The organism is Myxosarcina sp. GI1(2024), assembly GCF_053543375.1.
The window spans coordinates 193,928-207,514 of sequence record NZ_JBKGTY010000004.1 but is presented as its reverse complement, the minus strand read 5'-3'; the positions used below and the strand labels follow the sequence as shown (position 1 = coordinate 207,514).

14 protein-coding genes are annotated in these 13,587 nt (G+C 40.2%); 7 read left to right on the top strand and 7 right to left on the bottom strand.

Annotation, left to right across the window (positions count from 1 at the left end):
* Positions 1-65: 65 nt before the first annotated feature.
* Entirely contained in the window at positions 66-1,730 is a 1,665-nt protein-coding gene (locus ACLFKQ_RS18495; RefSeq protein WP_449001226.1) for a phosphatidylglycerol lysyltransferase domain-containing protein, read from the bottom strand.
* 13 nt (positions 1,731-1,743) lie between these two features.
* On the opposite strand from ACLFKQ_RS18495, the gene ACLFKQ_RS18490 reads away from it, so the two are divergent.
* A complete protein-coding gene (locus ACLFKQ_RS18490; protein WP_449001225.1) occupies positions 1,744-2,568 on the top strand; it encodes an alpha/beta fold hydrolase in 825 nt (274 codons plus the stop codon).
* A 48-nt stretch (positions 2,569-2,616) separates the two neighbouring features.
* On the opposite strand, the gene ACLFKQ_RS18485 is transcribed toward ACLFKQ_RS18490, so the two are convergent.
* The gene (locus ACLFKQ_RS18485; RefSeq protein WP_449001224.1) at positions 2,617-4,530 is read right to left on the bottom strand and encodes an ATP-binding protein; all 1,914 of its coding nucleotides are present in this window, start codon (positions 4,528-4,530) and stop codon (positions 2,617-2,619) included.
* 326 nt (positions 4,531-4,856) lie between these two features.
* On the opposite strand from ACLFKQ_RS18485, the gene ACLFKQ_RS18480 reads away from it, so the two are divergent.
* Positions 4,857-5,711 carry a cyanophycinase gene (locus ACLFKQ_RS18480; protein ID WP_449001305.1) on the top strand — a complete coding sequence of 285 codons (855 nt, stop codon included), beginning with the start codon at positions 4,857-4,859 and terminating at the stop codon, positions 5,709-5,711.
* A gap of 273 nt (positions 5,712-5,984) precedes the next feature.
* Here the strand turns inward: ACLFKQ_RS18480 and ACLFKQ_RS18475 are convergent, their stop codons facing one another.
* The 3 genes from ACLFKQ_RS18475 to ACLFKQ_RS18465 form a co-directional block, all read right to left on the bottom strand.
* On the bottom strand, positions 5,985-6,179 hold the full coding sequence (locus ACLFKQ_RS18475) for a hypothetical protein (RefSeq protein ID WP_449001223.1): 195 nt from the start codon (positions 6,177-6,179) through the stop codon (positions 5,985-5,987).
* Between the two features lie 103 nt (positions 6,180-6,282).
* Positions 6,283-6,570 carry an RNA recognition motif domain-containing protein gene (locus ACLFKQ_RS18470; protein ID WP_449001222.1) on the bottom strand — a complete coding sequence of 96 codons (288 nt, stop codon included), beginning with the start codon at positions 6,568-6,570 and terminating at the stop codon, positions 6,283-6,285.
* 192 nt (positions 6,571-6,762) lie between these two features.
* A protein-coding gene (locus tag ACLFKQ_RS18465; RefSeq protein WP_448998612.1) for an IS5 family transposase occupies positions 6,763-7,517 on the bottom strand; the annotation gives its coding sequence in 2 pieces (ribosomal slippage) (positions 6,763-7,194 and positions 7,197-7,517; 753 coding nt in all).
* A gap of 212 nt (positions 7,518-7,729) precedes the next feature.
* Here ACLFKQ_RS18465 and ACLFKQ_RS18460 point away from each other — a divergent pair.
* A complete protein-coding gene (locus tag ACLFKQ_RS18460) occupies positions 7,730-8,185 on the top strand; it encodes an NYN domain-containing protein (protein WP_449001304.1) in 456 nt (151 codons plus the stop codon).
* A 638-nt stretch (positions 8,186-8,823) separates the two neighbouring features.
* Here the strand turns inward: ACLFKQ_RS18460 and rodA are convergent.
* Complete coding sequence (gene rodA, locus ACLFKQ_RS18455; protein WP_449001221.1) at positions 8,824-10,104, bottom strand: rod shape-determining protein RodA; 1,281 nt, start codon at positions 10,102-10,104, stop codon at positions 8,824-8,826.
* 355 nt (positions 10,105-10,459) lie between these two features.
* On the opposite strand from rodA, the gene ACLFKQ_RS18450 reads away from it, so the two are divergent.
* The 4 genes from ACLFKQ_RS18450 to ACLFKQ_RS18435 all read left to right on the top strand — a co-directional run bounded on the left by ACLFKQ_RS18450 (position 10,460) and on the right by ACLFKQ_RS18435 (position 12,876).
* Positions 10,460-10,678 (top strand): hypothetical protein, encoded by a 219-nt coding sequence (locus ACLFKQ_RS18450; protein WP_449001220.1) that lies wholly within the window; start codon positions 10,460-10,462, stop codon positions 10,676-10,678.
* A gap of 326 nt (positions 10,679-11,004) precedes the next feature.
* Positions 11,005-11,511 carry a pentapeptide repeat-containing protein gene (locus ACLFKQ_RS18445; RefSeq protein WP_449001219.1) on the top strand — a complete coding sequence of 169 codons (507 nt, stop codon included), beginning with the start codon at positions 11,005-11,007 and terminating at the stop codon, positions 11,509-11,511.
* A 214-nt stretch (positions 11,512-11,725) separates the two neighbouring features.
* The gene (locus ACLFKQ_RS18440; RefSeq protein WP_449001218.1) at positions 11,726-12,025 is read left to right on the top strand and encodes a P-II family nitrogen regulator; all 300 of its coding nucleotides are present in this window, start codon (positions 11,726-11,728) and stop codon (positions 12,023-12,025) included.
* Between the two features lie 96 nt (positions 12,026-12,121).
* A protein-coding gene (locus tag ACLFKQ_RS18435) for an IS5 family transposase (protein WP_448998612.1) occupies positions 12,122-12,876 on the top strand; the annotation gives its coding sequence in 2 pieces (ribosomal slippage) (positions 12,122-12,442 and positions 12,445-12,876; 753 coding nt in all).
* 5 nt (positions 12,877-12,881) lie between these two features.
* On the opposite strand, the gene ACLFKQ_RS18430 is transcribed toward ACLFKQ_RS18435, so the two are convergent.
* The gene (locus ACLFKQ_RS18430; RefSeq protein WP_449001217.1) at positions 12,882-13,364 is read right to left on the bottom strand and encodes a hypothetical protein; all 483 of its coding nucleotides are present in this window, start codon (positions 13,362-13,364) and stop codon (positions 12,882-12,884) included.
* Positions 13,365-13,587: the final 223 nt, after the last annotated feature.

Sequence of the window (13,587 nt, the reverse complement as noted above, 5' to 3'; positions counted from 1 at the left end):
TTTTTGTCTAAACAGCATAAATTTTAAACTTGGCTACAGAATTACCAAAAACGAGCGCCAAATAATTAAGCACCAGGTTTAATGTAATCCCATAGGCGATCGCCAGAATCGGCTCTTACTAAAGCTACTACTACATCGGGTAAGGCTACTAGACTGGGATAAATTAAATAACGAGACTCCCAACGAGGATTGAACTTTTCTTTAAATTCATGCAGTCCTTTAAATTTGTAAAATCGATTTAAATGCTCGTAGAGATATTTTAAAGCTTTCTCCAAACGAGGAGAATTTTTAGTTTCTCCTACGCCAGCTAAAGCCGATAGACCCAAATTAAATGATTCGTATCCTCGTTCTTTGAAGTGCAGAAACATCGAAATAAATAAAAAGTCCATCGTCGCTCTTTCAATCTCCGCGCGGCGACGCATCAGATCGATGGTAATTTCGTTTTTTTGGTATTCGGGGACGACATTGGCAAACGCATTAATCGTTCCCGTATCGGTTTCCACTGTGGCAATTTCCGACTCTCGCAGATAGTCATAGTCAAACCAGCCTAGAGAAAACCGTTTTTCCGAACCTTCCATCATATCTAGCCATTCATCGCTAATAATTTTTAATTCTGCTAACAGTTCGTCGCTAATTGGTGGCTGATGAAATTTAACTCGATAGCCTAACTTATTAAATTTATTGAGAGCAGTGCGGAGATTTTTGCCTGCTTTACCTTGGGTAGAAAACGTGTTTAAATTGACGATCGCTTCTTCGCCAATTTTTAGCACTTTAAACCCTAAAGCTTTATAGAGATCTAAATAATCGGGAAGAGTTTGATAGAAAGCAGGATACCAATCGTTGGTGGCACAGAACTCTTTGAAACCAATAATGGCATCTTTGATATCTTCAGTAGCACCAATAGGATCTCCAAGAGCGATCGCGCCTTTGCCCTTGGCTACGTATGCAATGACGGTTTGTTCTGTAGGACTAAAATAGTAGCTTTTATCTGGTAGGAGGCAGAAACGAGCTAGAGAAGAACCTCCATACTGTTCGACGAGCTTTTGCGCCTGTTGTCGTTCTGCTTCGGTGGCAGTAGTCTGCAGCAAAACGGGACGCAGCAGCATCCAGACAGCATAGCTAGTGGTAGTTGCAGCAACTACATAAATCGAACTGATAAAGAAGCGACCAAAACGAGTGGTAGGTTCTAGACCAGCATTATCTACCGTAAAGAAAATTGCCAGTGTTTGTACTACCGCAGCAGGCAAATCGAATTGAGTAGTGTACTGTCTTTGCATCAAGAAAAAACCAGCCGTACCGTATGCCAGAGTAAATAATAATGCGCCGATTAAAACTCTGACTCCCTGAGCAATTGAAGGACGATCCGACCGCGCCGTAAAGTTCTGGCGTAACAGTAATAATAAAACTAATAAGATTATGGCGGGAATCGTTTCCTCGACATCCAAACCTTTGAGTAAATTAGAAACGATTGAAATAACCAGTAGTATGACTGCCAATAACCAAGCGACTCGTTTGCGGCGTAGTAAGCGAGTAGCCAGAGTTAGTAAAATGAATCCGCTCACCGCAGCAAAAATATGACTTCCTGCTTGCACTTCAAAAGGATATATTTGTCTGATAATATCGATTCTTTCTGGTATACCCGGAGTAACGGCAGACAACAGGTTAATAATCCCGACAAATCCCGTCAATAAAGCAACAGACCACAAACCGATTCTAGTTTTTAATTTCATTGATAATGAGATAATGAGCGAGCGACACGACTATCTACAAGGCAAGTTAATTGGTTTACGCCGACAGGTCAAGCTACAGGTTAGCTATCATTCAGGAGCGAGTCCCGCCCTAGTATTTATTCACGGTGGTTTGGGAAATCGGTTTAACTGGCGATCGCAGTATGAATATTTTCTCACTCGCGGTAGAGAAGTATTGGCTTATGACTTGGGAGGACACGGACAATCTTCTCCCTATCGACGTTATTCTCTAGGAAGACATCGACGGGATTTAACTCGATTGCTCAAATTTTATAAAATCAAAGCTCCCGTACTCTGCTGCCATAGCTATGGCGTACCTTTGGGTTTAGAATACGCCAGAAAACATCTCGTGTCTGGTCTAATTTTAGTGGCTGGCGGTACTCACGATCTCGCTCCTTGGTGGGAAATTCCCCTGATGAAGTTTCTGGCTTGGGGTGGTAGGCACCTCTATCAGCTTCCAGGAGTGCAGACATTAACCAATCGTCTATCCAGTAGCCATCGAGGCGAAAAGCTAGAACAATTTTTAGCCGAAAGTCCCGTACCTTTAGCAGCCCATCCCTACAAAGCGTTAGAGATTTTTTGGGGCTATAATTTTTGGCGCGATCGCCGTGATAGTTTTAAAAATACTGTACCAATTTTAGTAATTAGTGGCGGTCAAGACCCGATGTTTACCTCTTCCATGGGAGAGGAACTAGCGCGAAATTTTCGGTTTAGCCAACATCTACACTTGCCAGATGCGGGACATCTAGCGATCGCCGAATATCCTCTCAAAGTCAGTGAAGCAATTTCAGATTTTATCGCTACTTTGAAAGTAAAGTAGTGTTTTGTCACTGAATACTTTAGGCTTTACTGGCGATCGTTTTCAATCTTACTCGATCACATTAGCAACTTCTTTTAAATAGACCCCTTCTAATAATTCTTCTGGTTCTAATTCGTATTGTTCGAGTAAACCCTGGCGTTTAATAGTTATCTGGTTAGCCTGCCTAATTACAACTGTTGAGTCGTTAAAAACATCTCGCACCAACATCATTTCTGTGGCAGTAGGATTGTCTAGTACTACTAAGTCGCTGCCATAATAAAACATTCCTTCTGCCTCTAGGGCATCTTCGTCGTACTCTGCAATCAGTAGATTTAGTTTGGGGTTACGGAGTAAATTGCGAATGTTGTAATTGTAGTAAGAATTGAGTACTTTTTCCGAACGATTGATTAAAATTCCTTCTCGACAGACCGCACCAATTACCCAATCAGGATGAAAAGTCAAAATGCGATCGCTTAACTTTTGTAACTGTCGCAGCGTCACGCGATTGAAGGTAATGATGGGAATTCTAGCCTGATTACCCGACTTAAAAAAAGTTTCTAAAATACGTGATGTAACGTCCACTGGTTCGCCGATAGCTGGGTTGAGGTGCATATAAACCCCAGGGGCGGCATTAATTTCGATAATGCCAAAATTGCCTTCTTTCCAAGAAACTGAAATGTCTTTGGTAATTATGTCGATTCCCAAACAGGTAAGGTGAAAATACTGAGCGATATCTTGAGCCAGAATAATATTGTCAGGATGCACGCGCTGAGTAGCATCGATACTAAACCCTCCCGATGAGAGATTGGCGACTTTACGCAAGTACACGATGCGATCGCGATCGACAACACTTTCTAAATCCAACTGCTGTTCGTCTAAATAACGATGCATTGCGTCATCGGTTTGAATTTTCCCCATCGGAGATGTAGGGGTATCGATACGTTGGGGAGAAAGATTTTCGCGATCGATTAATTCTTTGATGGTGCTGGTACCATCTCCAATCACAAAAGCTGGTTGTCGTTCAGTCGCGGCGACAAATCGACCGTTAACGCAGAGTAAACGAAAATCGTGACCGGCAATACTATTTTCGACAATAATCCCAAAGCGTTCTTCTTCGGATACGGCAGCTACCGCACGTTGGTAAGCTGCTTCTAGTTCGATTTCCTTCTGTACCTCGGCAGTAACGCCAAATCCTTTATGACCCGATACTGGTTTAACTGCTAGGGGATAGCCAAGTTCTGCGGCTACTTCTCGCGCTTCTTCCCAGGTAACTACCACATCACCCTGGGGTACGGGAAAACCTAACTCAGCTAAAAATCTCTTACAGTCATCTTTTTGAGTAGTAAAATCAGAATCTAAATGACTATCGACATCGAAAGTTGTAGCAACTCCTCTGATTTGCTGTTTGCCGTAGCCATACTGCATCAATCCTTCATCCCACAAGTAGAAAGTAGGAATTTTTTTTTCGTTGGCAGATCTCAGTAAAGCATAAACGGTAGGACCACCATAAACCGAAGAACGAAACACCTGTTGCAAGTCGGCAATTCGTTCGTTGAGATCGAACTCGTCTCCTCGCTCGATCGCTTCAAACCAATCCCAAACACAATAAATCGTTTCTCTAGTAGTTCGTTGATGTAAGGACTCAATTGCAATTCTCAGATAATTTTGCTCTTCTCGAATACTCAAACCTTGAAGATGCAATTCCATATCCAGTTTGTTAACTTCAGCTACCGTACGTGCAAACAACTCGCCATGAGATTGGTATTCTGCTTCTAACAGTCGAGGGTAACGCTCGCTAACCTTTGCTAAATAATCTTCAATTGGTAAGGGGCGATTATATTCGGTAAAGGCAAAGTCAAATACTACCGCCGCTCCATCCAGATAGGGATTTGCTCCAACATATTGTCTGACATTAAAAATATCGAAAACATCTGTACTTCTGGCATTGACGCGAATGACTTCGGTAGCTTTTTCTGTGAGCATTTTGAGTTAACGTTTGTACGATACCGATCTAGACTACCAACGACGCATTACTTATGACTCTATCGTAAGTTAGTAATTTTTAATGCCAGGCATTTGGCATTTTTTATTGGAAGATAATAACCTAAATACTACTAAATTTAAAAATATTTTATAAATTAGGGGATCGTGCTTGAAGCAACTTGCTATTAAGTTTAAAAACCAATAAATTTAGTAATAACTCTTATGAAATTTAGCAAAATGAAAAATATATCTCAAGAAACACACATTTAAATGGTAAATATGTTTTACTTAAATTATTAATAATTAAAGCAAATTGGTAGATGACTATGGTCGCAATTACTAAGAATAAACAAGATTCTGAAGAAGGAAAACGTCGAGCTTCAAAATCTCAGAAACGAGGACAACTGCTCGTTATCGGTGGCTCGGAAGACAAAGAGGGAGAATGCACGGTTTTACGTGAATTCATCCGTCGTGCTGGAGGTAGAGAAGCTCGGTTAGTCATTATGACTGTAGCTACTAGCTTGCCCGGAGAAGTAGGAGCGACTTACAGAGGAATTTTTGAAAACTTTGGCGCTGAAACTGTAGATATCGTCGATACCGGAATACGAGAAGATGCTAGCGACTCTAGAGATCTCGAGCTTCTCCAACAAGCAACTGGGGTATTTTTTACAGGCGGCGATCAGGCTCGCATTACCGATTTGCTCAAAGATACTGAAATTGACAAGTTGTTACATCAGAAATATCAAAACGGTTTGGTCATTGGCGGTACTAGTGCGGGTGCAGCAATGATGTCTGACGTTATGATCGTCGAAGGAGAAGCCGAAACTCATCCGCGTCTGGAAACTGTGACTTTAGAACCGGGTATGGGGTTTCTATCGGGAGTAGCGATCGACCAACACTTCGTTCAACGAGGAAGATTGGGAAGGTTAGTATCGGCTTTGATCCAAGAACCTTCTAGATTGGGAATCGGTATTGATGAAAATACCGCCATCATAGTTAATGGCGATGAAATAGAAGTTATTGGGGAAGGTGGAGTGACAATTATCGATCTGGCTAAGCTCTCTCATACTAACGTTGACGAATCTTTGCATGATGAAGCCTTAGCAATTTGTGATGCCAAACTGCACATTTTGCCTAGTGGGTATCGTTTCCATCTCAGTCAGAGGAAGTGTATCTGTTAAGCGATCGTAGCGAGCGTTAAAAAATAAAAATACACCGCTATTCAGAGATATTAAATATAGTATATATTCTAAGTTCTCTCTAAAAGTAGATAGACGCAATTGCAAGTAATTAGTTTGCTCACCACTACAAAGTTTAGAGATAAGAGTAAGTAGGTGGGCATAATTATATAAAGCCTTCATTAGAGCTATTGGTCGATCTGATTGTCTCAGCCTGTACTTATTTACTCTTTATTTGTTGGCTGTTTTATAAATAAATATGCTTACCTTTACTACTTACTTAGTATTTTGTTCAGATGACGAAGATTTTTTTGATTCGGTTTCTGAAGATTTTTGCTCGTTGCTATCGTTATTATAGTTAGAGCGTCGTTTACTCTTGCCATAATAGCGTGCAGATGGTTTGTGAAACTTTCGAGCATTCATTTTGTTTCGAGCTGCTTTCTCTTTTTTGGCATTGCGACGTTTAGCCATTTATGAATTAAACCTCATTAAAACAACCAAACGCTTCTAGAGAAATAGTCGTGGAATTAATCCGTTTTATCTCCAGAAGCGTTATTTAATTTAACTTCGAAGCTTAGAAACGCTTGTTTCGACGACCACCACTAGATGAATTATTGTTTTCGCGAGGTCTGGCTTTATTAACCTTGAGATTGCGATCCATCCATTCGGCTCCATCTAAAGCTTGAATAGCTTTATCTTCGTCTCCTTCAGATTCCATCTCTACAAAAGCGAATCCACGCAGACGACCTGTTGCGCGGTCAGTAGGAAGATGAACCCGTTTAACGGTTCCATATTCGGCAAAGACTTCATTCAAGTCTTCTTGATTAATCTCGTAGGACAAATTACCTACATAAATCGACATGATTGTCTCCTGAAATAGTGTTATGCTTAGAGAGACAAGATTAATAGGAAAGAGCTAGTTCAATACTTAATATAGGAAAAACCTTTAGATAGTAAATACAGATTCTATCTTTTATCTTTGTTCTCAGTTATTAACATAACATTTATTCATGAAATAATCTATACAGATATTTATTAGGTTCTGTTGACACAATTAACGCAACCAAATTAAAGCCGAAGCAAATTCGGCAAATCCCAAATAACATTCGTCAGTTTTGTCAAAACGGCTGAAAACGCGACGATAGTATTTAAGTTTGTTAAAAAAGCACTCAACTAGATGTCGCTCCTTGTACAGATGTGAATCGTAATCTCTAGGGTTGAGGCGACCAGAACGAGGCGGAATCACGCCTTGAGCACCAGTTTCCTCAATCAAGACCACAAAAGCATCACAATCATAGCCTTTATCGGCAATTACCTGTTGAGCTCGATAACCAGCCACCAATGCCTCTCCTTGACTGATATCGGCGGTTTGCCCTGGAGTCAGAAGCAACCGCAGCGGATTGCCCAACGCATCTACCACAGCATGTAACTTGGTACTAAATCCGCCACAAGAACCTCCTAAAGAGTGTTTTTCTGACCCCCTTTTGCTCCTGCTGCACAGGGATGAGCACGAATCATGGTGCTATCGGGAATTAAACTTTCTAAGTCAGCAGAGTGGGACATTTCTTGCAAGAGACGATGCCAAACTCCCTTCTGACACCAACGCCGATATCGTTTGTAGAGGCTGTTCCAGTTGCCAAAACGTTTGGGTAATTCACGCCATTGAGCACCTGTGCGAGTAATCCAGAGAACCGCATTCAGAAAACGACGACAAGCTTTGGGGTCTTTGATACGGATGTCTTGTTGGTGGCTCAGAACAACGAAAATTTGCTGCCAAGCAGAATCGTCCAACTTAACACGAGATTTCATGAAGAATTTTTTGACTAAAATCAGCAACTTCAGGTACTTTCTCATCTTTGCCTCTTTACGTCAACAGAACCTAATAAACTAGAAAAAAACTATGCTAAAAAGGAAAAACCCAAAAATAAACCTAGTCGTTCGTCTCAGTCGCCAAAACTGACTGCACAGTTTATTAGCGAACAGCCAACAACTCGTGTGTATATTGACGGTAATAATTTTAAATTTCTACCTACAAAAGCGTAAAAATAAACTATCAAGCCTTGAAAGCTTATTTAACGCCATCCAACGGCAAAATCAAAATCAATTTTTATGATGGCGTTTGCGCTAAAAGTAAAAATATCAAACTACATTCGTGTTTGCGCGATCTAAATTATCGAGTTACCTGTTTGCCAAAAATCCCTCAACAGGATGGTACTTTTAAAACCGTTGGTGACGACCTCAAAATTTGTATCGATGTTTTAAAAGAAGTCAAACCAGGCGATCGCCTAGTTTTAATCAGTGGCAACGGTGACTTTTATCCTCTCATTGAGGAAATTAAGCAACGGGATGTAGAGGTAATAGTTATTGCTTCGCAAGATTCAATAAGTCATAGATTACAGCTTTTAGCAGATCGATTTGTCAATATTAATACCGTTCGAGACTCGATCGCTCGCAGGACAGATTTAGATGCTGCTTGAGCTATTCATAGCTATGTAGCCTATTATCTTTAATTGTAACGCCACCCAGACTAAATTTAATTAACAGTCTGGGTGTTAACTTTTTATTCGTAAGTTCAATAAACCCAAAGAATTGAAATTTCTGCGATCGCTCAAAAAATAATTTAGTGTCATAGCTTTAAAAAACTTAAATTAGAATGTTGCTGGCGATCGCTTAATTTCGTGAAGAGAACAACTATGAATATCGAGTCATCAAACTGCTTTACGAACAATACGATAAAATTATTGAAATGATAAGCTTTTGGTCTAATTTAAAATTTGGACAAGTAATTTGACAAATGTTCAAAATAAGACACTCAATTTGTCAATGATACTTAATAGAAGCTAAATAATCTTAAATTGGTTTGTATTCCTTTAGAATAAAAGCTTCTAGCGATCGTAGAGACTTGACAAATAAATAGTCAAGACGACAAATAATGTGGCAATCGACAAAACTCTGGGCAGTCTCCAACTCTCGGAAACCCAGGATAGTAGCGTCACTTCACTCTTCGATAGCTCTGCTCAATCGGATTAGCTTGACAACCTCTAACTTGATACTCGACCTCTAGTTATTACAAATGATTGTACTCATTGGATTTGCAGACCGCTATAGCACCTAGTTAATGTTTATATAGTTTTTTCTTACTAACTCGATGATTGGCAACTGATTCTACTAAGCCGAGCGCGATAAAGTTAGATAGTAAAGCCGATCGCCCGTAACTCATCCACGGTAGAGGTATGCCTGTAATTGGCGCCAGTCCAATAGTCATACCAATATTGACGATTACTTGAAAGGCTATAACCGCCAAAAAACCGATCGCCAGTAAAGAACCGAAGTTATCTTTTGCCGTAGCTGCGATCCAGACTAGACGGAAACAGATACCCCAAAAGACTAGTATCAAAATCATACAGCCGATAAAGCCCAAATTTTCTCCTACCGCTGAGAAAATAAAGTCCGTGTGCTGTTCGGGGATAAAATTAAGTTGGGTTTGGGTTCCCTGATGCCAACCTCTACCACTCAACTGGCCCGCACCGATAGCAATGCGCGATTGAATTAAGTGATAGCCTCCTCCTAAAGGATCCCGTTCGGGGTCGAGAAATAGAATTAATCTGGCTTTTTGATAGTCTTTGAGCAGTCCCCAAAACACATTGCCCAATTCTACCGCACCTAAATTTAGGGCGATTGCCCCTAAGGTCGATACTATTTTTACTGGCAAACTCAGCCAGGCAATGCCCGCCATAACTAACACCCAGATTAACCACCCAGGAAGGTACAGATGATAAAAAATTGCTGAAATTAATGGTGAAACGATTAAAATCAGCCAGCCTGGATTGGTATTTGCCCAATAGAGCATGGTAATTACAATTACTCCAAACACTAGAGACGTCCCCAAATCTGGCTGTAAAAAAACTAAACCCCAAGGAATGGTGGTAATTGCTAGAGTACGCAATACAGCACCTAGTTTGGAGGTGTTTTCTTGGTGTAGGAGTGCGGCTAAAGTAATAATTACGGCAATTTTGGCAAACTCCGAAGGCTGAAGGTTAAATCCTGCAACTGTAATCCAGCGTTGCGCACCTTTGGCAGTTACTCCAGTGGTCATGACGGCGATCAGCGAAATATTGGTTAGGAGGTAAATTAACCAATGCCATTGCAAAAGAGATTCATAACGCCAGCGCGAGATTAACAGGGCAATTCCCAAGCCAACCGCTCCAATTGCCCAATGTTGATAACCGCGATCGAGTCCTTCTGCTAATTCTGTACTGTGAATGGCTAAGCCGCCGAATATTGTCACTCCAATTACTAAAAACAGCAACAGCCAATCAATTTGTCGCCAAGGACGAAATAGGGTAAGTATATATTGTCCCAGATAGAGTAATTTGGATTGAGATTTGGCAGGCATTTTGTTTGAGAGTAAAGAGTAGACGAAATTTTAATTAATACATCCAATCTAACTGCTTGTGAATAGATTAGCTTCTAGATTTACTAATAAATACAGTAAAAAATAAGTTAACAATAATTGTGATTCAATGATGTTAGAAATTCCTAGAAACTCCAAATGGAAACGAGTCTAGATTCAAGAGATTATGGAGAGAAAATCAAGTTTGGTCTATTAATAAGAGTTGTGTCTTTACCGTATTGGCGAAGGTTTACTCGTTAGGATGAGATTACCGAGAAATATTTTCGGGTATTGGACTAAAGACATAGACTTTTCTCCGAACTTAAATCTCTACACTCTTTTATGGAGGAGATGTTTTATGTCGACTTATCTAAGGGATCTATCCACTGTCTCACCTAGCTTTGCTTTTTTTGTGGCTTCAGAATTATCGCCACAGTCATTAACTAGAAAAGACATAGTTAAATGCTTAAAAGCTTTGGGAGTCAAAAATTCAGAGATTTTAAGCCTGAAATGGAAACAAGAATTGTGGATTCGGCTACAATTTTCCACCACTGCCAAAATCCGAGCTCAATATTAACAAAAATGAGATTAAAAAATGCAGTCTTTATTAAAAAGATCTTCTCAAAGGCTGGCTTTCTCTAAAACTAGCAATAGCCACACAGCCAGTTATCGATTCTCAATGATAATTAGTAAGCGTACTTGTCCTTGCTGCTCATCTACCTTACTTCGTCATCTGAGTTTAAAAGGTCTTTACTGGCGTTGTAGCCACTGTTATCAAGCAATGCCAGTTTTATGATTGGGATGACTCAAGGTTTCGCTAAAAAAGTGCTTCGATGGCTACTTTAAGTCAGCTCTACTTACATTTCAAACATAGATAAAAACACTTAAAAGGAGACAGAAGATATGGATGCTCAAGAAATTTTAAGACTATACGCTACAGGACAGCGAGATTTTAGTCACGTCAGTTTAGTTCGGGTATGTCTGACCAAAGCCAATCTAATTGGTGCGCATTTAAATGGAGCGCATTTAATTAAAGCCAACCTACGTGGAACCAACCTAACTAAAGCACATCTGAAACAAGCTAGGTTGAATCAATCAAATTTAGCTGATGCCGAAATGATTCAAGCGTGCCTAATTAATGCCGAAATGGTTGACTCTGACTTGAGTGGATCAGACTTAAGGGATGCTAACTTGAGTGGAGCCGACTTACGAGGAGCTAATTTAGGAGGAGCCGATCTGCGTGGAGCTAATTTACGAGGGACTAATTTAGAAGAAGCTGATTTACGGGGAGCTGACTTGACGGGAGTTTACTTTAGAGAAACTCGGTTAGAGGGAGCCAACTTAAGGGGAGCTTATCTAGATGAGACAAAACTTCAACCATTAGAAACTATTACAAAATCTTTAAGTTAGAAAAATTTTTCAATCAATCGGAGAAAATAAACTTTTAGAGATTATGCTCGCTCTTTTGTCAGTAGAAAATATGAGCAGAGTTACTTCTTACTGCAACCTAATTGCTGCTCTTTGATAAACTACAGAAATTGCTTTGCGGCGGTCGTATATCAGAATTAGCGATCGCCACGAGGTTTTAATCAACTACAACAATACAATTCTTCTTAAAATCATTATGTCTTCTTCTTTGAATCGAGGTTGGATTGTCACTATTGTTTGTGAAGCAGTTTTGCAAGACCGCTTGATTAAGTTGTTACAGACATTAGGAGTCTCTGGGTATACGATTATCCCAGCACAAGGAATGGGTAGTCATGGTAGAAGGATGGGAGATATGGCTGGTTATAACACCAATATTGAAGTTAAAACTATCGTTTCGCTAGAGACATCCGACAAGTTGCTTGAAGAGCTAAAGAACTTTTCGAAAAATCATGCTTCGATCGCTTTTAGACACGAAGTTGAAGGTTTATTTGATTGATTAGAAAGAAAATAATTTTTGACTAGGTTCTGTTGACGTAAAGAGGCAAAGATGAGAAAGTACCTGAAGTTGCTGATTTTAGTCAAAAAATTCTTCATGAAATCTCGTGTTAAGTTGGACGATTCTGCTTGGCAGCAAATTTTCGTTGTTCTGAGCCACCAACAAGACATCCGTATCAAAGACCCCAAAGCTTGTCGTCGTTTTCTGAATGCGGTTCTCTGGATTACTCGCACAGGTGCTCAATGGCGTGAATTACCCAAACGTTTTGGCAACTGGAACAGCCTCTACAAACGATATCGGCGTTGGTGTCAGAAGGGAGTTTGGCATCGTCTCTTGCAAGAAATGTCCCACTCTGCTGACTTAGAAAGTTTAATTCCCGATAGCACCATGATTCGTGCTCATCCCTGTGCAGCAGGAGCAAAAGGGGGTCAGAAAAACACTCTTTAGGAGGTTCTTGTGGCGGATTTAGTACCAAGTTACATGCTGTGGTAGATGCGTTGGGCAATCCGCTGCGGTTGCTTCTGACTCCAGGGCAAACCGCCGATATCAGTCAAGGAGAGGCATTGGTGGCTGGTTATCGAGCTCAACAGGTAATTGCCGATAAAGGCTATGATTGTGATGCTTTTGTGGTCTTGATTGAGGAAACTGGTGCTCAAGGCGTGATTCCGCCTCGTTCTGGTCGCCTCAACCCTAGAGATTACGATTCACATCTGTACAAGGAGCGACATCTAGTTGAGTGCTTTTTTAACAAACTTAAATACTATCGTCGCGTTTTCAGCCGTTTTGACAAAACTGACGAATGTTATTTGGGATTTGCCGAATTTGCTTCGGCTTTAATTTGGTTGCGTTAATTGTGTCAACAGAACCTAAGACGATGCTCTTGTCTATCTAACTGCGATCGCATATTAGTTTGCTGTTTTTCCTGCGCTTTAAGCTGGTGCTTATTTTGGTCGATCGCTTTGAAGTGTTTTTCTAGTTTAGCTTCAATTTGTTGCGATCGCTGAGACAAATTCTCTATTGCTGCGGCATAGTTATCTAACGTGCCAACGCGACTTTCTAGTTCTTGGTGTTGGCTATTAAATTCCTTTTTGGTATCTTCAAGCGATCGCCATGTATTCTCAATTTTTTCACATACATCATTTTGCCAGTCGCTTAACTTTTGTTTTGTAGCAAAGCGATTGAGGTTTTTATTGATTTCTTCTTGCTTGACTAGGCTAGTGAGAAGAAGTGTACCAATACTCAAATCTTTCATTGATGAATTTTGAGTGACTGCACCTGTAACAAAGAATGTTCCAGCTACGGCAAAAACAATATTAGTAATAAGTTTAGTAGTTTTCATAATGTTTAGGGAATAGGGAATGGAGAATAGATAGGCTGGAAATATTTTGCCTGGGCTTTCTCTATCTCTTTATGTATACAAATGTAGCCGACTTATCTTTTAAATTCTATCAAATGACAATATTCACTTTTAAAATCAAAAATAGGAGAAATTTCGCAGCAGAATTGGCTTTGGCTGCCTGACTGGCATTACATAAAATATTTTCTTTTTGTATTTTTGCTCG

Coding starts and splice junctions, on each gene's coding strand:
- ACLFKQ_RS18440 (WP_449001218.1), top strand. CDS start 11,726: ATGTCTTCTTCTTTGAATCGAGGTTGGATTGTCACTATTGTTTGTGAA.
- ACLFKQ_RS18450 (WP_449001220.1), top strand. CDS start 10,460: ATGTCGACTTATCTAAGGGATCTATCCACTGTCTCACCTAGCTTTGCT.
- ACLFKQ_RS18470 (WP_449001222.1), bottom strand. CDS start 6,570: ATGTCGATTTATGTAGGTAATTTGTCCTACGAGATTAATCAAGAAGAC.
- ACLFKQ_RS18485 (WP_449001224.1), bottom strand. CDS start 4,530: ATGCTCACAGAAAAAGCTACCGAAGTCATTCGCGTCAATGCCAGAAGT.
- ACLFKQ_RS18445 (WP_449001219.1), top strand. CDS start 11,005: ATGGATGCTCAAGAAATTTTAAGACTATACGCTACAGGACAGCGAGAT.
- ACLFKQ_RS18495 (WP_449001226.1), bottom strand. CDS start 1,730: ATGAAATTAAAAACTAGAATCGGTTTGTGGTCTGTTGCTTTATTGACG.
- rodA (WP_449001221.1), bottom strand. CDS start 10,104: ATGCCTGCCAAATCTCAATCCAAATTACTCTATCTGGGACAATATATA.
- ACLFKQ_RS18430 (WP_449001217.1), bottom strand. CDS start 13,364: ATGAAAACTACTAAACTTATTACTAATATTGTTTTTGCCGTAGCTGGA.
- ACLFKQ_RS18475 (WP_449001223.1), bottom strand. CDS start 6,179: ATGGCTAAACGTCGCAATGCCAAAAAAGAGAAAGCAGCTCGAAACAAA.
- ACLFKQ_RS18480 (WP_449001305.1), top strand. CDS start 4,857: ATGGTCGCAATTACTAAGAATAAACAAGATTCTGAAGAAGGAAAACGT.
- ACLFKQ_RS18490 (WP_449001225.1), top strand. CDS start 1,744: ATGAGCGAGCGACACGACTATCTACAAGGCAAGTTAATTGGTTTACGC.